This is a genomic window from Nocardioides sp. AN3, from assembly GCF_054653495.1.
This window is the reverse complement of the sequence record NZ_BAAIGC010000009.1, coordinates 74,759-94,523: the sequence shown is the minus strand read 5'-3', so window position 1 is coordinate 94,523 and position 19,765 is coordinate 74,759. Positions and strand designations below refer to the sequence as shown.

At 67.6% G+C, this 19,765-nt stretch carries 17 protein-coding genes; 5 read left to right on the top strand and 12 right to left on the bottom strand.

Annotated elements, in window-relative coordinates:
- Positions 1–3: 3 nt before the first annotated feature.
- Entirely contained in the window at positions 4–1,020 is a 1,017-nt protein-coding gene (locus ACYQ1K_RS12345) for an amidohydrolase family protein (protein WP_459983289.1), read from the top strand.
- Between the two features lie 464 nt (positions 1,021–1,484).
- On the opposite strand, the gene ACYQ1K_RS12340 is transcribed toward ACYQ1K_RS12345, so the two are convergent.
- From ACYQ1K_RS12340 to ACYQ1K_RS12290, 11 genes are all read right to left on the bottom strand, one after another.
- Positions 1,485–2,993 (bottom strand): AMP-binding protein, encoded by a 1,509-nt coding sequence (locus ACYQ1K_RS12340; RefSeq protein WP_459983288.1) that lies wholly within the window; start codon positions 2,991–2,993, stop codon positions 1,485–1,487.
- A 49-nt stretch (positions 2,994–3,042) separates the two neighbouring features.
- Positions 3,043–3,759, bottom strand: coding sequence for an ABC transporter ATP-binding protein (locus tag ACYQ1K_RS12335; protein ID WP_459983287.1), 717 nt, complete (start codon positions 3,757–3,759; stop codon positions 3,043–3,045).
- The gene (locus tag ACYQ1K_RS12330; protein WP_459983286.1) at positions 3,756–5,615 is read right to left on the bottom strand and encodes a branched-chain amino acid ABC transporter ATP-binding protein/permease; all 1,860 of its coding nucleotides are present in this window, start codon (positions 5,613–5,615) and stop codon (positions 3,756–3,758) included. The genes ACYQ1K_RS12335 and ACYQ1K_RS12330 overlap by 4 nt, the downstream gene beginning before the upstream one ends.
- Positions 5,612–6,520 (bottom strand): branched-chain amino acid ABC transporter permease, encoded by a 909-nt coding sequence (locus tag ACYQ1K_RS12325; RefSeq protein WP_459983285.1) that lies wholly within the window; start codon positions 6,518–6,520, stop codon positions 5,612–5,614. Before ACYQ1K_RS12325 ends, ACYQ1K_RS12330 begins: the two co-directional genes overlap by 4 nt.
- On the bottom strand, positions 6,517–7,683 hold the full coding sequence (locus tag ACYQ1K_RS12320) for an ABC transporter substrate-binding protein (protein ID WP_459983284.1): 1,167 nt from the start codon (positions 7,681–7,683) through the stop codon (positions 6,517–6,519). The genes ACYQ1K_RS12325 and ACYQ1K_RS12320 overlap by 4 nt, the downstream gene beginning before the upstream one ends.
- A 142-nt stretch (positions 7,684–7,825) precedes the next feature.
- Entirely contained in the window at positions 7,826–8,320 is a 495-nt protein-coding gene (locus ACYQ1K_RS12315; RefSeq protein WP_459983283.1) for a flavin reductase family protein, read from the bottom strand.
- Positions 8,317–9,084 carry a creatininase family protein gene (locus ACYQ1K_RS12310; RefSeq protein ID WP_459983282.1) on the bottom strand — a complete coding sequence of 256 codons (768 nt, stop codon included), beginning with the start codon at positions 9,082–9,084 and terminating at the stop codon, positions 8,317–8,319. Before ACYQ1K_RS12310 ends, ACYQ1K_RS12315 begins: the two co-directional genes overlap by 4 nt.
- A gap of 13 nt (positions 9,085–9,097) precedes the next feature.
- Positions 9,098–10,999 (bottom strand): AMP-dependent synthetase/ligase, encoded by a 1,902-nt coding sequence (locus tag ACYQ1K_RS12305; protein ID WP_459983281.1) that lies wholly within the window; start codon positions 10,997–10,999, stop codon positions 9,098–9,100.
- Between the two features lie 61 nt (positions 11,000–11,060).
- Complete coding sequence (locus tag ACYQ1K_RS12300) at positions 11,061–11,840, bottom strand: enoyl-CoA hydratase/isomerase family protein (protein WP_459983280.1); 780 nt, start codon at positions 11,838–11,840, stop codon at positions 11,061–11,063.
- A 75-nt stretch (positions 11,841–11,915) separates the two neighbouring features.
- Positions 11,916–12,770, bottom strand: coding sequence for an enoyl-CoA hydratase/isomerase family protein (locus ACYQ1K_RS12295; RefSeq protein WP_459983279.1), 855 nt, complete (start codon positions 12,768–12,770; stop codon positions 11,916–11,918).
- A complete protein-coding gene (locus ACYQ1K_RS12290) occupies positions 12,767–13,957 on the bottom strand; it encodes an LLM class flavin-dependent oxidoreductase (protein WP_459983278.1) in 1,191 nt (396 codons plus the stop codon). Before ACYQ1K_RS12290 ends, ACYQ1K_RS12295 begins: the two co-directional genes overlap by 4 nt.
- Before the next feature lie 234 nt (positions 13,958–14,191).
- Between ACYQ1K_RS12290 and ACYQ1K_RS12285 the strand changes: the two genes are divergently transcribed.
- On the top strand, positions 14,192–14,803 hold the full coding sequence (locus tag ACYQ1K_RS12285) for a TetR/AcrR family transcriptional regulator (RefSeq protein WP_459983277.1): 612 nt from the start codon (positions 14,192–14,194) through the stop codon (positions 14,801–14,803).
- A gap of 117 nt (positions 14,804–14,920) precedes the next feature.
- A complete protein-coding gene (locus tag ACYQ1K_RS12280; protein WP_459983276.1) occupies positions 14,921–15,574 on the top strand; it encodes a 2-oxo acid dehydrogenase subunit E2 in 654 nt (217 codons plus the stop codon).
- 114 nt (positions 15,575–15,688) lie between these two features.
- Here ACYQ1K_RS12280 and ACYQ1K_RS12275 read toward each other — a convergent pair whose 3' ends face one another.
- Positions 15,689–16,438 carry an IclR family transcriptional regulator gene (locus ACYQ1K_RS12275; protein WP_459983275.1) on the bottom strand — a complete coding sequence of 250 codons (750 nt, stop codon included), beginning with the start codon at positions 16,436–16,438 and terminating at the stop codon, positions 15,689–15,691.
- 85 nt (positions 16,439–16,523) lie between these two features.
- On the opposite strand from ACYQ1K_RS12275, the gene hutH reads away from it, so the two are divergent.
- Positions 16,524–18,068, top strand: coding sequence for a histidine ammonia-lyase (gene hutH / locus ACYQ1K_RS12270; RefSeq protein ID WP_459983274.1), 1,545 nt, complete (start codon positions 16,524–16,526; stop codon positions 18,066–18,068).
- Positions 18,065–19,765, top strand: a complete 1,701-nt coding sequence (gene hutU / locus ACYQ1K_RS12265; RefSeq protein ID WP_459983273.1) for a urocanate hydratase — start codon at positions 18,065–18,067, stop codon at positions 19,763–19,765. The genes hutH and hutU overlap by 4 nt, the downstream gene beginning before the upstream one ends.

The following is a 19,765-nucleotide window of genomic DNA, read 5'->3' as shown; positions in this document are numbered from 1 at the left end:
TCGGTGACCAAGACGCCGACGGACCTTCCGCCGGGGCCATGCTCGGGCACGGTCGATGTGCACACCCACTTCGTGCCGAAGGGCTGGCCAGACCTGGGGGCCGCACAGCCATGGCTGCGGATCGACTCGGAGCGGGAGGCGATGATCATGGTCGCCTCCGAGGAGTTCCGCCGGATCGAGGCGAACTGTTGGAGTGCCGAGGAGCGGCTGACCGACATGGACGCCGACGGGGTCGCTCTCCAGGTGGTCTCGCCGACGCCGGTCTTCTTCTCCTATGACATGCCTGGGATCGAGGCGGAGAAGGTGTGCCGCATCTTCAACGACCTCGCCCTGGAGATCTGCGAGCCGGGCGGAGGGCGGCTGCTGCCGTTCTGCCAAGTGCCGCTGCAGGACCCTGACGCGGCCTGCCGTGAGCTGGACCGGGCCGTGGCCGCTGGCCACGCCGGCGTCGAGATCGGCAACCACGTCGGCGACCGCGACTTGGACGACGAGGGCATCGTCACCTTCCTCCAGCACGCGGCCGACGCCGGGGTGCCGGTCTTCGTGCACCCATGGGACATGCCGTCCGGCCCGCGGCACGACCGATGGATGGCCCGCTGGCTCGCTGGGATGCCTGCCGAGACTCACCTGTCGATCATCTCGTTGATCCTCGGCGGCGTCTTCGACAAGGTGCCGGACTCGCTGCGGATCTGCTTTGCGCACGGCGGTGGCTCGTTCGCCTTTTGGCTGGGCCGGTTCGAGAACGCCTGGCACACGCGCAACGACGTCATCGGCGCATCCCAGCTGCCTCCTTCGGCGTATCTGGAGCGGTTCAGCGTGGACTCCGTTGTCTTCGAGTCGACCGCACTCCGCACCCTGGTCGACACGCTCGGCGCGTCGCAGGTGATCGTCGGCAGCGACTATCCCTACCCGCTGGGGGAGCGCCCGGCGGGAAAGGTGGTGCACCAAGCGGTCTTTCTGACGGATATGCAGCGCGAGCAGATTCTTAGCGAGAACGCCTTGCGATTTCTCGGTCGCTGACGCACGAGGGTCTCGCGCCGTCTCCGCCTCGGGACTTGACGCCATGCGTCGGTTCACGTCGCTCGGCCCGCCTTGCGGAGCGGTTGCCAGGCTCTGCACCTGCACCTGGTTGCTGCCGAAGGCACTGGAGCGACCTCCGCGCGTGCTGGGCCAGCGTGGCCGCTGGTGCCTGAAGCGAGGGCTGGGTGGGCCTGGGGGTCGATCGCGGGCGCGCCCGAACGGTCCGGTGACGACGACCGTCCGCCTCCCTGTTGGGCCGCATGACACGGCGTCGGTCCGATGCGTGTCCCGCTCGATCGAGCAGGCGAGCCATCCACGTCACACGCGACGCATCGCCCGTCTGAGAATCCGTTGGTGAGGGCAGGCTCCCTGGCGGGCCTTTGCATTGGACGATCCGTCCGGCCATTTCTTGGGGGCATGCTCGCGGATACTTTCCACCGGGCGGCGTAGATACGTCCTTCGCCTCATAGGTGGGTACGCAGGACGTACTTCTGGATCTTGCCGGTCGCGGTCTTGGGCAGTTGGTCGGTGATCACCACTTTCTTCGGCACCTTGAAGCCTGCCACCCTCTCCCGAGCGAACCCGATCAGCGCTGCCTCGTCACTCATGGCCCCCGGGCGGAGGACAACGAAGGCGGCCGGTACCTCGCCCCAATGGTCGTGGCTCATCGCCACGACAGCGACCTCGACGACATCAGGGTGAGCGGCGAGTGTCTGCTCGATCTCGATGCTCGCGATGTTCTCCCCGCCGGAGATGATGATGTCCTTGGAGCGATCACGCAGCTCGAGGTAGCCGTCGGGATGCATCACGGCCAGGTCCCCGGTGTAGAACCATCCGTCGCGGATCGCCTCTTGCGTCGCCTCGGGGTCACGGAAGTATCCCCGCATGACGTTGTTGCCGCGCAGGGCGACCTCCCCCACACTCGCGCCATCGGCCGGCACGTCGACGCCGTCCGAGCCGACGACGCGGGCGTATCCGCCCAGAATGTTGGCATTGCCCTGACGTGCCTTGAGACGTGCCTGCTCGGCCGCAGGCAGCTGCGACCATTCGGGATGCCAGTCGCACACAGCCGCAGGACCGTAGGTCTCGGTCAGACCATAGAGGTGGGTGACATCGATGTTGAGGTCGGCGAGCTTCGCCAGGAGGGCGGGGGACGGCGGGGCTCCTCCGGTGGCCACTCGCAGTGGGTGGTCGGCGGCGATCGGCGTGGCGAGCTGGTGGCCAGCCAGGCTGATCAGCACGGTGGGCGCAGCGTTGAGGTGGGTGATGCCCACCTCGCCGATCTGCTGCCAGATCCGGACCGGATCGATGACATCGAGGCACACGTGGGTGCCGCCGGCGGCCGTCACCGCCCAGGTGTAGGTCCACCCGTTGCAGTGGAACATCGGCAACGTCCACAAGAACACGCTGTCCATCGTCAGCCTGCTGTGCGCCACCATCGCGAGTGCCTGGAAGTACGCGCCCCGGTGTTCGTACATGACGCCCTTGGGGCGCCCGGTCGTGCCGCTGGTGTAGTTGATCGAGAGCAGGTCGTGCTCGTCGGCGACGGAGCGCATCGTGGGTGAGGCCCCTACGATCTCGCGCTCGTACTCTGCGGCACTCATCGTCGGCACGCCGAGCTCGAGGGCGACGTCCTCGAAGACCTCCTCGAACAGGAGCAGCCTGACCCCGGCATGTTCGAGAAGCGGCTGGAGCTCGCTGCGGCTGAGTCGATGGTTGAGCGGGACGAGCACGGCTCCGATGCCGGGGACCGAGTAGTGCGCCTCGAGCGCCATGAGGCAGTTGCGGGTGAGGGTGGCGACCCGGTCACCGGGCCGGATCCCGCGGGCCTCGAGTGCACCGCCGGCGCGCCGACAGCGGTCGGCGAACTGCGCGTACGTCAGTCGGACATCCTGGTCGATGACCGCCGTGCGATCGGCGTAGATCGTCTCCGCCCGGCTGAGGAAGTCCAGAGGCGTTGCCACTACATGCATGCCCTTCTTCTTTCTGATTTGATCCCGTGACGGGGTGGCGATTCACAGCTCATCCGGTGTGACCGAGGTAGGCCTCCCGGACCACGTCGTTGCCGATGAGATCCTTCGCGTCGCCGCTGAACCGGATGCTTCCGCGCTCGATCACATAGGCGCGGTCGGAGATCTCCAACGCCCGTTGGGCGTTCTGCTCGACCAGCAGCACCGTCGTGCCGAGCTCGCGGATCTGTGCGATCAGGTCGAAGACCTTCTGCGTCGCCAGCGGCGACAGGCCGAGGGACGGCTCGTCGAGCATGAGCAGCCGAGGTCGGCGCATCAAGCCCCGGCCCAGTGCCAGCATCTGTTGTTGGCCCCCGGAGAGACTGTAGGCCAACTGGCCGGCGCGCTCCTCGAGGATGGGGAAGAGCCCCTGGACACGTGCCAGCTCCTCATCGATGCCGCTTCGCCGCCCCCAGGCCCCGAGCAGCAGGTTCTCTCGGACGGTCAGGCGGGGGAACACATGCCGGCCCTCAGGCACGAGGACCAGACCGCGCCGAGCGATGCGGTCGGCCCGGAGCCTGTCTATCGCTTCGCCACGGAACCGGACCTCGCCCGAGGTGGGAGCCTGCAGCCCGGCGATGGACCGCAGCAGCGTGCTCTTCCCGGCCCCGTTGGCGCCGACCAGTGCGACGAGCTCACCCTCGCCCACCCTCAGCGAGACGCCGGTGAGCGCGCGCACGCCGCCGTAGTGCTTCGACAGCTTCATGACCTCGAGCAGATTGTGGGTCACCGTGTCGCTCCCAAGTAGGCGCCGACGACCCGAGGATGCTGCTGGACCTCGGCGGGGGAGCCCTCGGCGATCGTCACTCCGTGGTCGATCGCTGTCACTCTGTCCGATACCTTCATCAGCAGCGACATGTCGTGCTCGATCAAGGCGACGGCGATGCCGCAGTCGCGGATGGCGCGGATGAGCTGCTCGAGCTGAAGCGACTCCGTCGGGTTCATGCCCGCAGCGGGCTCGTCGAGCAGGAGCACATCGGGCCGACCCAGGAGCGAGCGCGCGATCTCGACGCGGCGCTGGTCGCCGTACGCCAGGGTGGTGGCGATGCGATCCCTCGCCTCGGCGAGTCCCACGAGCTCCAGAAGCGCGATCGTGCGAGCTGTCACGTCCTCCTCGACGGCGCGGAGGCGACGGGAACCGAACAGAACGGCCCGAGGGGAGACCGGATATTCGGCGTGCGCAGCCAACAGCACGTTCTCCAGGACGGTCTTGCCCGGTATCAGGCGAATGTTCTGGAAGGTGCGCGCGATGCCGGATCGGTTGATGGCGTCCGGCGGGCTTCCGACCTGATCGTCGCCGTGCAGGGTCACCGTGCCGCCATCGGGACGCTGCAGCCCCGACAGGATGTTCATCAGTGTCGTCTTGCCGGCGCCATTGGGCCCGATCACTCCGAGGACCTCGCCGGCACGCAGTTGCAGGGTGACACTCTCGAGCGCCCGCACGCCTCCGAAGGAGCAGCTGACGTCGGCCGCGTTCAGCACCACTGCCCCGATGCGAGCACGGTGTCGTGGTCTGAGGGCATCCGTCGCGACGCGGTCGGTGCGGTGGCGGACGCGGGCGGTCAGAGGAGCGATTCCGCGAGGTAGCAACCGTAGGCACAGGACGAGCAGGACTGCCAGGACCATCATGCGAGCCTCTGGGTGCGCTTGGACGACCGACAAGTCACCCGCCCACTCCTGCAGGACCACCCACAACACGGCTCCGACGACGGGTCCCCACTGGGTCCCAGCACCGCCGACGATCACCATGAGCAACAGCGTCATGTTGTCCTGGAGTTGGAAGTTGTCCGGGTTGATGAACTGCTGCATGTGGCCGTAGAAGGCGCCGATCAGTCCGCCGCACGCCGCGCCGGAGGCGTAGGCGAGCAACTTGTAGCGCCGTGGCGCGATTCCGACCGAAGCGGCCACGACCTCGTCCTCCCGAATGGCGATCCAGGCGCGGCCGACCGACGAGCGGGTCACACGTGAGATGGCGACCAGGACGACGATCGCGATGACGAGCGCCGCGTAGTAGAGCGAGGTCGGGGTGTCGAGGATGCGCCCCGGAAGCTCCGGAGGAGGGACGTTGGTGATGCCGAAGGGGCCGTTGGTCAGAGCGACCCAGTTGATCGCCAACTGACGTACGACCTCACCCAAGGCCAAGGTCATGATCGCCAGGTAATCGCTGCGGGCTCGCAGGGTCGGATATCCGAGTGCTGCGCCGCAGAGGGCTGCCACGAGCGCCGCTATTGGCAGGTCGATCAGCTCGAGCCACCACAACGATCCCCCCTCGAGGCCCGCATGGCCGATGGCGACCTTGACCGTGACGATGGAGGTGAAGTAGGCGCCGATCGCGAAGAAGGCGATGAATCCGAGGTCGAGGAGTCCGGTGTATCCGACGAGCAGGTTGAGGCCGGAGGCCAGCACGACGTAGACGAGCGTCGCCACGAGCACTCTGATCCAGCGATCCGATCCGACGACTGCCGGCACGAGGATCGCGACCGCCAGGACGAGGTACGGCGGCAACCAGCGAAGCCGACTTCGAATGGCCGAGCCATGACCGCGCAGCACGTCGACCGTGCTCACGCCTGTTCCATCGGCGCTCATGCTCGCTCCATCACGCGGATGCCGAGCAAGCCCTGGGGGCGCACCCACAGCACGATGCCGAGGACCAGGAAGGCGACGACGTCCTGGTAGGCCGAGCCGTTCGGCATGTAGGCCACCGCACAGGTCTCGACGAGGCCCAGAGCCACGCCGCCGACGAACGTTCCTCGGATGTTCCCTACACCGCCGACGACCGCAGCGACGATCCCTTTCAGTGCTGGGATCTGCCCCATCGAGGCGCTCACGAACTGATATTTCGTGGAGTAGAGGATCCCCGCCAGGGCCGCCAGCATGCTGGCGACCACGAAGGTGACCATGATGACGCGCTCGGTGTCGATGCCCATCAGTCGGGCGGTGGCCTGATCCTGAGCGGTGGCACGGATGCCGCGCCCGAGTGGGGTCTTGCCGATGAAGAGGTGGAGGCCGACCATGGTGGCCGCGCTGACCGCGAAGATCACCAGATCGATGTTCGCGACTCTCGCCTGGCCGATCGGGAACGAACCGCTCACCGGATTTCCGAACGCGGACTGATTGGCTCCGAACAGCAACTGGCCCAGGCCCTGGAGGAAGAACTGCGCCGCGAGCGATGCGGTCAGCAGGGTCAGGACAGGTGCCCGGCGCAGGGGACGGTAGGCCAACCTGTCCACGCAGACCCCGGCGATGCCTGCGACCAGGATCCCGACGGCCACGGCCGGGACGAATCCCAGATCCGGCAGGTCGAGCTGATGCCCGAGGACGTTGAGGCCGTCCACCCAGAACAGCACCGTGACGTAGGAGCCGATCATGAAGATGGCGCTGAAGGCGAAGTTCACCATGCCGAGCACGCTGTAGACCAGCGTGAACGCCACTCCTGTCAGGCCATAGATGCAGCCGAGCATCAGCGCATCGAGCAGATAGCTGAGTATCACGACTCGCCCTGTGCCTGGATGAACTGCCCGTGGCTGACCTTCACGAAGTAGATCTTCGCGATCCGGTCATGCTTGGAGTCGAACGAGTTCGCTCCGGTGATGCCGTCGGTCAGGCGCGTCTTCGGCAGCGCCGCCTCGATGCCGGCTCTGGTGTCGCCTCCGTCCTTGATCGCCCGCGCCACGAGTTGCAGGGCGTCGTAGCCCAGTGCGGCCGCGGACGTCGGCTCGTCGCCGAATTCGTGTCGGTAGGCAGCGACGAACTTCTGCACCGTCGCAGTCTGGATGGAGGGCACGAAGGTGCCGTAGGCCATCATGCCCTCCACCGCGGGGCCACCCAGCTTCATCAGCTCGTTGGCGAGGCTTCCATCGATGCCGAGCAGCTGGCCTTCGAACCCGGCGGCGCGCGCCTGCTGGGCAATCTTGGCTGCCTCCGTGTAGAACCCGCCGACGTACAGCGCGTCGGCTCCGGATCCCATCGCCGAGGCGATCTGGCTCTGGAAGGCCGTTGTTCCGACCTGGTAGGCCGCCTTGTAGGTCACCTCGCCACCGGACGCCTCGACACCCTTGATGAAGGCGGTGGCTGCCCCCGATCCGTAGTCATCCTGCTGGTAGAGGACGGCGATCTTCTTCAGCCCGAGAGTGCTCGCTGCGTAGTCCCCGTACTGCAGGCCCTGGGCCGCATCGGTCGGGACGTTACGGAAGAAGTAGGGCGAGATCCCGCTGAGCTTCGGGCTGGTCACCGAGGAGGCGACGACGGGAAGCTTGCACTGGTTCACCACCGGGATCGAGGCCAGAGCCACGCTGGAGAAGGAATAGCCGAGGACGGCCTTCACAGAGCCGTCGTCACAGAGCTTCTGAGCCACCACCGGCCCGTTGCTGGGCTTTCCTTGGTCGTCCTCGATCTTCAGCCGCAGCTTCTTGCCGTCCAGGCCGCCGGCCCTGTTGATGTCATCGATCGCCAGTTGGGCGCCGTTGCGGACATTGACTCCATAGCTGGCGAAGTCACCCGTCAGCGTGGCGGTGAAGCCGAGGACGATCTGGTTGCCTGAGCCGGACCCTCCTCCCGTCGAGGCGGAATCGGAGCCGCTCGAACATCCCGAGAGGGCGGATGTCGCCAGAGCCGTGACGGACAGAGCAATGGCGGTGATGCGGGACTTGCTCATTGGATCTCCTTGGATGGTCGAAGCGGCGAACCGCGTGCGGGAGTGCCCGAGATCGCGCGACGTCGTGCGTCGTGCGAGAAGAGGTCAGCCGGAGCGACTGGGCCGACTGTGGTCCTTGCGCTCGCCTGCGCAAGGAGCGTGACTAGGCGAGCTTCCCGAAGTTGCTGCGATGGAAGACGAGGGGCTGGCCACCGCCCTCGGCGACGGCGTGGAGCCTCAGCAGCACGATGACGTGGTCGCCGGCCTCCAGCTCTCGGTCGATCGTGCAGTCGAACTGGGCGACACCGTCCGCAAGCGTCACCGCCCCGTCGTCAGTGACCCGAACGACGACGTCCCGGAACCTGTCTTCGACGGCGCCGGAGAGCTGTCGGCACAGATCACCTTGGTGTTCGGCCAGGACTGTGACCCCCAGATGCGCCGCGCGACGCAGATCAGGCCACGTCTTGGAGGCCTTCGCGATCGAGAACGAGACGAGGGGCGGGTCGAGTGAGACCGACGTGAAGGAGGATGCCGCCAAGCCGACGAGCGCCCCGTCGATATGGGCAGCGACGGCAACGACGCCGGTCGGGAAGACTCCGAAAGCATCGCGTAGCTGCCGCGCTCCAAGGCTCGGGGATTCCGAACGCATCGTGCTCATGCTCCGTTCGCCTTTGCATAGTCGACGACGAGCTCCGTCACGCCCTCGAGGGCGGCATGTCCGATCGTTTCGGACATGCCGGCGGGAGTGCCGAGGACTCCGTTGTGCGAGACCGCATCGATCCCTTCGAGAAATGCCCTGTCGAGGAACTCCTCGTCGACGGTGCCGCGGTAGCCGGCGACAGCACGGTCGGCGCGCACCTTCTCTGGGTGAAGGGCCAACATGACCGACGTCTCGACGACATCGGCGTGGCCGCCGACATGCGCTCCCACTCCCGATACCGAGTCAGCCGCCGCGCGCCAGGCGTCAAGAACCGCTGCACTCTCGCCGTAGACCAGCACGTGGAGGCGAGGACCGACGGCGGCGACGAGACGTGGCGCAAACTGGCGCATGATGGGGTAGTTGCCGATATGGCCCGAGAAGAGAAGGACTCTGTGGAAGCCGTGTGCGGCCAGATGGGCGCAGTAGTCGAGGCAGACAGCCTCGAGGGTCGAGGCACGCAGCGACAGCGTGCCGGGAAAGCCGAGATGGTGGGGTGAGTGGCCGACCCTGACCGTGGGCAGGACCAAGGCGTCGCCGAGCCGCCGAGCGATCCTGATGGCGAGGGCATCCGCGTGGTCGCTGTCCACAGACAGGGGCAGGTGGGGCCCGTGTTGCTCGATGGCGGCCAGAGGAAGGATCGCCGTACGGAAGCCGGCGGCGATGGCCTCGGCGATCTCGGGACTGGTGAGCGCTTCGATTCGAAGCTCGTCATTGTGTGTCATCCCAGCCGCCGTGTCAGTTCGCGGGGCTGTCGGGAAGCCGTACGTGCCGAGCGAACTCATCCTGCTCGACGGCGTCGTACATGTCGTCGATGACCTCCTTGAACGACGTCAGGATGCTGGCTCGCCGGATCGTCCCCTTGAGGGTCAGCTCGCCCTTCGCGAGCGAGAGTGCGCGCGGCGGGACCCGGAAGTCCTTGACCTGGACAGGGCGTGCCAGGTCCGCATTGATCGCAGCGATCCAGGACTGCAGACCTCGTGCGAGGGCTGCGTCGCCGAGTGCCGCCGCGTCCTCGGAGGGCCAGATCAGGGCGGTGAGATACTTGCGACCGTCTCCGACGACCACCGCTTCTTCGATGAGCGGACTGGCTTTGAGGCGTACTTCGATCGGCTGCGGGCTGATGGTCTTGCCGCCCGTCGTGATCACGACGTCTTTCGCCCGACCGATGAGCTTGACTTCACCGGCATCGTCGATCTCGACGAGGTCGCCGGTGTGGTACCACCCCTCGTCCATGACCTCGGAGGCGGCCTCGGGATCGTTCCAGTAGCCTGCGAAGAGCAGCGGGGCCTTGACCAGGAGCTCACCGTCATCGGTCACCTTGATCGCCCACCGAGGGTCAGGAACGCTCTTGCCCACCGTCCCTGGCGGAGGGAACGACCGATCCCACTGCACCAGGACGGCGCCGCAGGTCTCAGTGGTGCCATAGAGCTCACGCAGATCCAAGCCCCACACCTGCCAGAGCGCGTGGACCTCGGGGGTCATGGCTCCCGAGGCTGTCCATGCGACCGTGATGCGGTCCATCCCGACCTTGCGACGAAGGGGGAGGAAGACGCACCGGAGCGCGATCTTGTACGGAGCTCTCAGGTGCCACGGGATATCGCCTGCCTGCCAGCGCCGCGCCGCGACCAGTCGGCCGAGCTTCATGGCGACGCGGTACGCCGCACGGAACAGTGCGGGCGAAGCTTTGAGCTCTGCGAGCGCCTCGCTGAGAAGCTTCTCGTGCATCCGAGGAGGCCAGACCACAGCCGTGGGGCGGACGCCGACGAGTGCCTGGCTGCGCTGGTCCATCCGGCAGAAGGTGATCACCAGGCGGGTCATGATGGGCACGTACACCCCCACCAAGGCCGGTGCCACGTGCGAGAGACCCAAGAACCCGACCAGATCGTGCCGGACCGTCGCGACCTCGGGGTAGTGCGTTCCGAACGAGAGCACCGAGTACTGCAGCGTGCGGTGGGTGTGGACGACACCCTTGGGTGCGCCCGTGGAGCCTGAGGTGTAGAACAACGCAGCCGGCTGGTCGATCTCACCCAGGTCTACCAGCTCATCGAACAGCCACGGTTCGCTCTCGGCCAACCCGCGCCCGACCTCTCGGAGGGCCGTCCAGGTTCGCGATGTCACCTCTGCCGGGAGGCCGCTCGGCTCGACGTCGAAGCCAATCACCGCACGAAGGGCAGGAAGCGACCCGACGACGTCGGCGACTTTGGCGATGTCATCGGCGCTCTCCGCGACGACCACCCTCGTCTCGCTGTGCTCAAGTGCCTGCTTGGTCTCGACAACGGAGCTGGTGGGATACAGCCCGACGGGGATCCCGCCCGCCGACAGGATGCCCAGAGCGGTCACCACCCACTCGGGGCGCGCCGGCGACATGATCGCCACTCGCTCCCCGGGCACCACGCCGAGCGCGTGGAGGCCGAGCGCGACCTCGCGAACGCCCTCGGCGTACTCACCCCAGGTGGTGGGAACAGCTCGGACGCCGTCCCAGAGACTGAAGGCGACCTCGTCAGGCTCGGCCTGGGCGCGTGCGCGCAGCATCTGGGGGAAGGTCTGCTCGACGGCTTCGAACCTGGCGGTGCTGAACAAGGCAGGCGCGAAGCGGCCATGCGTGATCGCGGGAGCACGTGGAGGTGTGAGAGCCATGATCAGGCCTCCTGTTCCGCGTGCGAGTCCCACCACGGTGGGTGGACCTGGGACCATACGTTCATGCTGAAGAAGCCTCCTGTCGTGAAGCTCCAGGTGAGGTGTGCGACGGAGTCGACGGCTTCACCTTCGGTGATCGGCTCCAACGCTCGCGCAGGCTGCGTGCGACGGGGTCGTCGAAGTAGGCGGCGACCTGGCGAAGGGTCAACCCCGACCAGCGCTCGTCGTCTGCCTCACTGATGTTGTTGACGGCTCGTTTGAGAGCCGCGTAGAGAACGGGCGCCTTTCCGCCCTCCGCCTGTGCCCGGCTGACGGCCTCTGCCACCAGCCGGTCTGGCTCGACGACAGTGTCCACGAGTCCAAGCGTCGTGGCCTGCTCCGCGCCGATGAGGTCACCGCTCAAGAGCAGCTCCCGTGCGGCCCTCATCCCGATCACGCGGATGACGCGGGCGATGCCCTTCTCCGCTGGCAGGAGTCCGTGTCGGATCTCAGGAAAGCCGAACCGTGCGTGCGGCGCTGCCAGGACGACGTCTGCGAAGGAGGCTAGCTCGACTCCGCCGCCGACGCAGAAGCCGTTGACGGCCGCGACGACGGGACGGGGATAGCGGTCCATCGCGACGAGCATCGCGTGGAAGTCGCGCATCCTGCCGTCGATCTCGCTCCGACCGACGCCCTCCAGCTCCTTGATGTCGCCGCCCGCGCTGTAGAAGCGACCGCCGGCGCCGGTGATCACCACCGGAGGCGGATCCTCGCGCTCTGCGATTTGAAGGAAGATCTCCCCGATGCGACGCACCGCCGACCGGTTCATCGCATTCGCGGGTGGCCGGTCAAGGGTGACCATCAGGATCCCGTCCCGATCCGCCGTGCGAACCCCTCCACCCTCATCTGATGGTTCTGGCATGTGGCCGAGTCCCCTCTACTCGTGCGTGGCCGGGACGAGGACCGACCGGCCCTCGCCGCGCGCGGAGGGATACTGCGGCGCCCGACTCTCGCGGAACGCCTGCCTGGCCTCCCGATAGTCCGCACTGGCGAAGCCGATCGTCTCGAGTGCGGCGGAGAGCTCGTGCTGAGGCAGAGCGTTGGTCAGCCAGCCCGTGTTCAACGAGCGTTTGGTCCAACCGATGGCCTGCTGCGACCCGAGGGCCAGCTCGGTGGCGATCTCCAGCGCCCGGTCCAGGACCCGCTCCTTCGGCTCGACCAGACTGACCAGGCCGATGCGCTCCGCCTCGAGGCCCGTCAGCTTCGCCGAGGTCAGCTGGTAGTACTTCGCCTTCGCCATGCCGACCAGCAGCGGCCAGATGAGTGAGGAGTGGTCGCCGGCGACGACACCAACCCTCGTGTGCCCGTCGGACAAGGTGGCGTCCTCGGCAGCGACGCTGATGTCGGCGAGGAGCGCCATCGACAGGCCCCAGCCGACCGCCGGGCCGTTGATGGCGGAGATGACTGGCTTGTCCATGTTCAGGAGGGTCATGATCCGTCGGCGTTCGGTCTCACCCAACGCGATCGCCTCGTCGAACGTGGGATCCGGCTGGCGCACGTCCATGCCGGTGCAGAAGCCACGTCCAGCGCCGGTGACCACGACCACGCGTGTCGCGGGGTCACGCTCGACATCGACCCAGACATCGGACATCGCCTTGAACATAGGCATCGTGAGGGCATTGAGCCTATCGGGACGGTTGATCGTGATGAGAAGGACGCCGTGCGGCCGCCGCTCGATCAGGATCTCGTGTGGATACTTCGCGAAGATGTCGTCGGGATGCAAGTCGTTCATCTGTTCTGTCCGATCGTGATGGTGTCGCGCGGCCTGTCCGCTGACGCTTCGAGGGCCGCGATCTCGGCGTAGTGCGCGGGCCGCGCTTCGCGGATGTCGGCGAGCACCTTCTCGGAGGAGCGCACGACCGACCGCGGGTTCTTGAAGGTCGGAATGACGTACTTTCCGAACAGCTCGATCGACTTCATCAGCTCCTGGTGCGGCAGTCCGTCGATGCGCATGGTGATGGCATCGACGCCGGCGTCGGCGAAGCGCTTCACTTGTGCGATGCAGGCCTCAGGATCGCCGACGATGAACCCGGCCGACTCCTCCAGCATGTAGCGCTGATCGCTGAAGTCGATCTCGTTCACCGCACCGAGGTAGGCGTAGTCGCTGGAGAGCTTCGCAAGCCGGGCGTAGGCATCGGTCGACAATGCGACGGTCTCGGTCAGCGTCGAGGCCCACTGTCGAGCCTCCTCGTTCGTCTCGGCGCAATGCATGCCCCCCGAGACCGCCACGACCTTCTGCGCCTGGACGGGGAAGACATGCTCGGCCGCAAGAAGCTCCTCGTCGTAGATGTCGAGAAGGCTCTGCAGGAAGTCGAAACCCAGGTAGTGACCGCCCATGATGGCTCCGATGCCCAGCTGCGCAGCAGAGCGCACCGACTCCGGGCTGCCGGTCGCCATCAGAATCGGTGGGTAGGGCTGCTGGACATGCTTGGGCACCAAGCTGCGCGGCGGGATCTTGTAGTGCTCCCCGGCGAAGGAGAACAGGTCGCTGGACATGGCGCGTCGGATGACCTCGATGCCCTCGAGGAGCTGCGCCTTGTTCTCACTCGGAGAGACCTCGAATGCTCGCAGGGCGAGCGTCGTGTTCCCGCGGCCCACGCCGAGGGCCACCCGACCGTTGGACAGGATGTCCTCGGTCGCCAGCCGCTCGGCGACCCGCAGCGCATGGTTGATCCGCGTCGGCAGGAGCGTGACCAGGTGGATGAACTGGATCCGGCTGGTCAAGGCCATGAGATAGGGGTAAAGCACCTCCGGTGCCGAGGTCGACGCAGTGCCGATCGCCACGTGCTGCTCGGAGGTCCCGAAGGCATCGAACCCGACCGACTCAGCAAGAAGGACCTCGTCGATGAGCTCGCGGTAACGCTGCTCGTGTGTGTGACCTGGAGCGGTCTCACCCTCGCTCATGAAGATGAATCGCATCTCTGTACCGCTTTCTTGGTTGTTAATACGGATTAACGTAGATCGTGATTCGGCACACGTCAAGGGCCCGGCTCCAACCGTGGTGTGGACCTTACGCGGGCAAATTGATGTTAATCGAGATTAACTGCTGGCGCGACTGCGGGTGACTGAGTCGTGCACGCCGTCACCTACGGGCGGCCACCAGCGGCAGTGCGACACCGGAACGACGGGGGACCGACAAGTAGGGTGGGCCTGATGAGCACGAAGCAGGTGCCGGAGAAGAGCCCGGCCAACACGGCGCGTCGCGATCAGCTGATCGCCGTCGCGGCGGACCTCTTCCTGAAACATTCCTACGACGCCGTCACGGTAGAGATGATCGCCGCGGGCGCGGGCATCTCCGGACCGGGGCTCTACCGGCACTTCCCCAACAAGCAGGCCCTGCTCATTGCCGTGCTGGAAACACCTCTGCAGTCTGTGCACAGCGCCGCTCGTAGGATCGCGGAGACCAGCGCCAACCCCGAAGATGCCCTTGTCGGAATGGTCGAGTCGCACATACGTCTCAGTCTTGACGGCGTGCCCAGCCCCCTCATCCTCACGAAGAACGAACTCGCCCTGCCGGAGGCCGACCGTCGACGCATACGTCGAGAAATGGCGATGTACGCCGAGGAGTGGGTCTCGGTCGTCGCTGCCCTGAGACCAGATCTCTCAGAGCCAGAGGCGAGGCTCCTCACGCATGCGGTCTTCGGGATGCTCAACACCGCAGCGACCCTCCAGAAGGGTCTTGACTCCGAGTCGGTCGTGTCGACGATGCGCCAAGCCGCGCTGGACGCGCTGCTCGGGGCCCGAACCGGCCCACGCGGCCGGTAGAACGCGGCTCGACGAGGCGCACACGAGCGAGCCCGTGGGGGCGATCTGCGCCCAGCACCCGCCCTCGGGTTCGGTCCGCTGCCGTGCCGACGCCGCCGGGCTCGGTGTGCGGACGGCGTGGCGAGGGCAGCCAACGCGAACGACGGCCCGGGCGTTGGCGGCCGACGCCCTCGGCTCGTGCCGGGCGCAGAGCCTGACCCCGCAGCTTGTTCGCCAGCGGCGCCGAGCCTGGCAGGAGGCCGGCAGCAGTCTCGCCGTCCGCTCCGGTCGGTTCCGGACCCTGCAGGCCTGCCTGTCCTGGGCGTACAACGAACGCCTCATCGACCCCCAGCCGCTGCGGCTGATGCGCGGTCCCGCACGCGCCGAGCCCCGGCGCCCCCCGAGCCGTCGAGGAGGTGCAGGCCCTGCTCGTCACCGCCGCAGGTCGGAATCCTGGGGCTCGGGGTGGTCGTAGAACGCGCAGTCGTCGTACGTAGCCCCGCGCATGGTGCCGCCATCGCGGTCCGTCAGATGGCACACCTGGCCCTCAGCTACGGCCACCGCCTCGTAGATGGTGCGCGGACGCAGGTCGGTTCCTCGCCGACGTCAAGAGCCGCCTCGAGCGAGGGCAATTCGATGTCTGAGCGGCACCCCGCGGTCCTGTGCAAAGGCGCGCCGACGACTGGCGACCGGCAAATCGCCGATGCCTCGAGGCAGAGGGGAAGCGCGTTCGACTACAGGCGTCCGCGGCGTGCGCTGCAGAAGCGGCCCCGACGGCATGCAGGTGGTTGAGCCCCGGGCACGTAACACTCACGAGGAGCAAGCGGCATGAATACCAAGGAACGATGGTTGCCGACGTCCAGGTCCCGACCGGTGACTGGCGTGTCGACAACTGAAGCGACGACGTCAGTGCCCGGCCAGGCGCCGCGACACCACGTGGGCGGTCTGCGACACGGCGCGCGCCAGGTCACCGCCGTCCGCCTCGCCGATCGGATAGGTGACGGCGATGCCGGCGACGGGGTGTCCGTTGTGGTCGAGCACGGCTGCGGCGACGCTGGCCAGGCCCGCGGTCACCTCGCCGTCCTCGACGGCGTACCCGCGTCGCCTCGTCTCCGCGAGCAGAGACCGTAGCGCAGTGGGCGACTGGGGTCCGCGTCCGGTGCGGTCGGCGAACGAGGTGCGATCGGGATAGATGGCCGTCACCTGGGCTCCGGGCAACTGGGCCAGCATGGCGCGCCCGCTGGCGGTCAGGTGGGAGGGGAGCCGCACGCCGACGTCCGTCACCAGCGGTGGTCGTCCGGGTGCACGATCTTCGAGGATGTAGAGCACGTCCCGCCCGTGCAGCACGGCGAGGTGGGCGTTGTGTCCGGTCTGGTCGACGAGCTGGGCGAGCGGTCGTCGCGCGAGCCGCTGCAGTGGCTCCTGCCGCACGTATCCACTGCCGACCTCGAAGGCCGCGACCCCGAGACCGTACGTGTGCTCGTCGACCAGATGGGTGACGAAGCCTTCCTCGATCATCGCGTTGATCAGGTGATAGGCGCTGCTGCGCGGCAGGTCGCACGCGCGTGTGATCGCCTCGAGTGCAACGGGGTCAGCCTGCGTGGCCAGATAGCGCAGCACCCGCAAGGTCTTCGTCGCTGCTGGGACCTGGCTCACGTCACTCCCACAAAAGTCTCGGATCCGAGACGAATACTAGCGCGACGGGGTCGCCGCGTGGCGGTCGAGCCACTTCAATGAAGGCATGGAATCTGTTGTTGTCGGCTGCGGCCCTGTCTCGTTCGAGGACGTCGTGGCGGTGGCTCGCCATGGCGCGGGCGTGAGTCTGTCCCCGGAGGCCGTCGAGGCGATCGGGAAGGCCCGCGCCGTCATCGAGGACCTCGCGGCTTCGCCGACGCCGCACTACGGCGTCTCCACCGGGTTCGGGGCGTTGGCCACCCGTCACATCGCCCCCGAGCTCCGCGCCCAGCTGCAGCGCTCGTTGGTGCGCTCGCATGCGGCCGGCAGCGGTCCCGAGGTCGAGCGCGAGGTCGTCCGGGCGCTGATGCTGCTCCGGCTGTCCACGCTGGCCACCGGCCATACTGGCGTGCGTCTGGAGACGGCCGAGCTGCTGGCGGCGCTGCTGACCTACGGCATCACTCCCGTTGTCCACGAGTACGGCTCGCTCGGTTGCTCGGGCGACCTAGCACCCCTCGCCCACTGCGCGCTCGCGCTGATGGGGGAGGGTCCGGTGCGCCTGCACGACGGCACGCTGACGACGGCGGGTGCGGCACTTGCCGCGGCCGGCCTCGAGCCGATCGAGCTGCAGGAGAAGGAGGGCCTTGCTCTGATCAACGGCACGGACGGCATGCTCGGCATGCTGGTGCTGGCGATCGACGACCTCACCGAGCTGCTGAGGGTCGCCGACATCAGCGCCGCGATGTCGGTCGAGGGCCAGCTCGGCACCGATCGCGTCTTCGCTCCCGAGCTGCAGGCGATCCGCCCGCACCCCGGCCAGGGCCTCTCGGCCGCCAACCTGGTCGCGATCCTGCGCGACTCCGGCGTGGTCGCCTCCCACCGGGGTCCTGACTGCAACCGCGTGCAGGACGCCTACTCCCTGCGCTGCTCGCCCCAGGTGCACGGCGCCGCCCGCGACACCGTGGCCCATGCGGCCACCGTCGCCGGCCGCGAGCTTGCCTCCGCCGTCGACAACCCGGTCGTCCTGGCAGAGGAGAGCCGGGTCGAGTCCAACGGCAACTTCCACGGAGCGCCCGTCGCCTACGTGCTCGACTTCTTGGCCATCGTGGCCGCCGACGTCGCCTCGATCGCCGAGCGCCGTACCGACCGCTTCCTCGACAAGGCGCGCAACCACGGCCTGCCGCCGTTCCTCGCCGACGACCCTGGCGTCGACTCCGGCTTGATGATCGCGCAGTACACCCAGGCCGCGATCGTCTCCGAGCTCAAGCGCCTCGCCGCGCCGGCCTCGGTCGACTCCATCCCGTCGAGCGCGATGCAGGAGGACCACGTCTCGATGGGCTGGTCCGCGGCCCGCAAGCTGCGTCGCTCGGTCGACGGCCTGAGCCGAGTGCTGGCCGTGGAGCTGATGACGGCCGCCCGGGCGCTGGACCTGCGCGCACCGCTCGAGCCCAGCCCGGCCACCGGCGCGGTCGTGAAGCTGCTGCGTGACGCCGGTGTCGGTGGTCCGGGCACCGACCGCTTCCTCGCCCCCGAGATCGACGCCACCCACCAGCTCGTCGTCGGCCGTGCCGTCACGGCCGCGGTCTCGAACGTGATCGGAGAACTGGCATGACCAATGAGCACAAGACCGTCGGGCAGGACAACCCTCGTCTTCCCATCCAGGCCGCGACTGGACCTGCGCTGACCGCGAAGTCGTGGCAGACCGAGGCCCCGCTGCGGATGCTGATGAACAACCTCGACCCCGAGAACGCCGAACGTCCCGAGGACCTGGTCGTCTACGGCGGCACCGGCAAGGCCGCCCGCAACTGGGAGGCGTACGACGCACTCGTCCGCACCCTGCGCGCCCTCGAGCCCGACGAGACCATGCTCGTGCAGTCCGGGAAGCCCGTGGGCGTCATGCGCACCCACGAGTGGGCGCCCCGCGTGCTGATCGCCAACTCGAACCTGGTCGGCGACTGGGCGAACTGGGAGGAGTTCCGCCGACTGGAGGAGCTCGGCCTGACGATGTACGGCCAGATGACCGCCGGCTCCTGGATCTACATCGGCACCCAGGGCATCCTCCAGGGCACCTTCGAGACCTTCGCGGCGGTCGCCGACAAGAGGTTCGGGGGCAGTCTGGCCGGCACGATCACCCTGACCGCCGGCCTCGGCGGCATGGGCGGCGCCCAGCCGCTGGCGGTGACGATGAACGACGGCGTCGCGATCTGCGTCGACGTCGACCAGAGCAGGATCACGCGTCGGATCGAGCACCGCTACCTCGACATTCAGGCGGACGACCTCGATCACGCCCTCGAGCTCGCCGTCGCTGCCCGTGACGAGAAGCGTGGCTTGTCCATCGGTCTGCTGGGCAACGCCGCCGAGATCTTCCCGAAGCTGCGGGAGATGAAGGCGCCGATCGACATCGTCACCGACCAGACCTCGGCCCACGACCCGTTGTCCTACCTGCCGGTCGGGGTGCCGTTCGAGGAGTGGCACCAGCGCGCCGAGCGCGATCCGGGGGGCTTCACCAAGGAGGCTCAGGCCTCGATGGCCGTGCACGTGCGGGCCATGGTGGAGTTCCAGGACGCCGGTGCCGAGGTCTTCGACTACGGCAACTCGATCCGCGACGAGGCCCGCAAGGGCGGTTACGACCGCGCCTTCGAGTTCCCCGGCTTCGTCCCGGCCTACATCCGACCGCTGTTCTGCGAGGGCAAGGGCCCGTTCCGGTGGGCCGCACTGTCCGGCGACCCCGCGGACATCGCCGCCACGGACAAGGCGATCCTCGAGCTCTTCCCCGACAACGAGCGGCTGCGCAAGTGGATCACCATGGCGCAGGAGCGCGTGCACTTCCAGGGCCTACCGGCTCGGATCTGCTGGCTCGGGTACGGCGAGCGTCACCTCGCGGGCCTGAAGTTCAACGAGATGGTCAAGAGCGGCGAGCTCAAGGCGCCGATCGTGATCGGCCGCGATCACCTCGACTGCGGCTCCGTCGCCTCGCCCTACCGCGAGACCGAGGCGATGCTCGACGGCTCCGACGCGATCGCGGACTGGGCGCTGCTCAACGCCCTGGTCAACACGGCCTCGGGTGCCACCTGGGTCTCGATCCACCACGGCGGCGGGGTCGGCATGGGTCGCTCCATCCACGCCGGCCAGGTCACCGTCGCCGACGGCACCGACCTTGCTGCCGAGAAGATCGAGCGGGTGCTCACCAACGACCCCGGCATGGGTGTCATCCGCCATGTCGACGCGGGCTACGACCGCGCCGTGGAGGTTGCCGCCGAGCGCGGCGTCGCCATCCCGATGCAGCACCGTCCGATGCAGGAGGTCTGA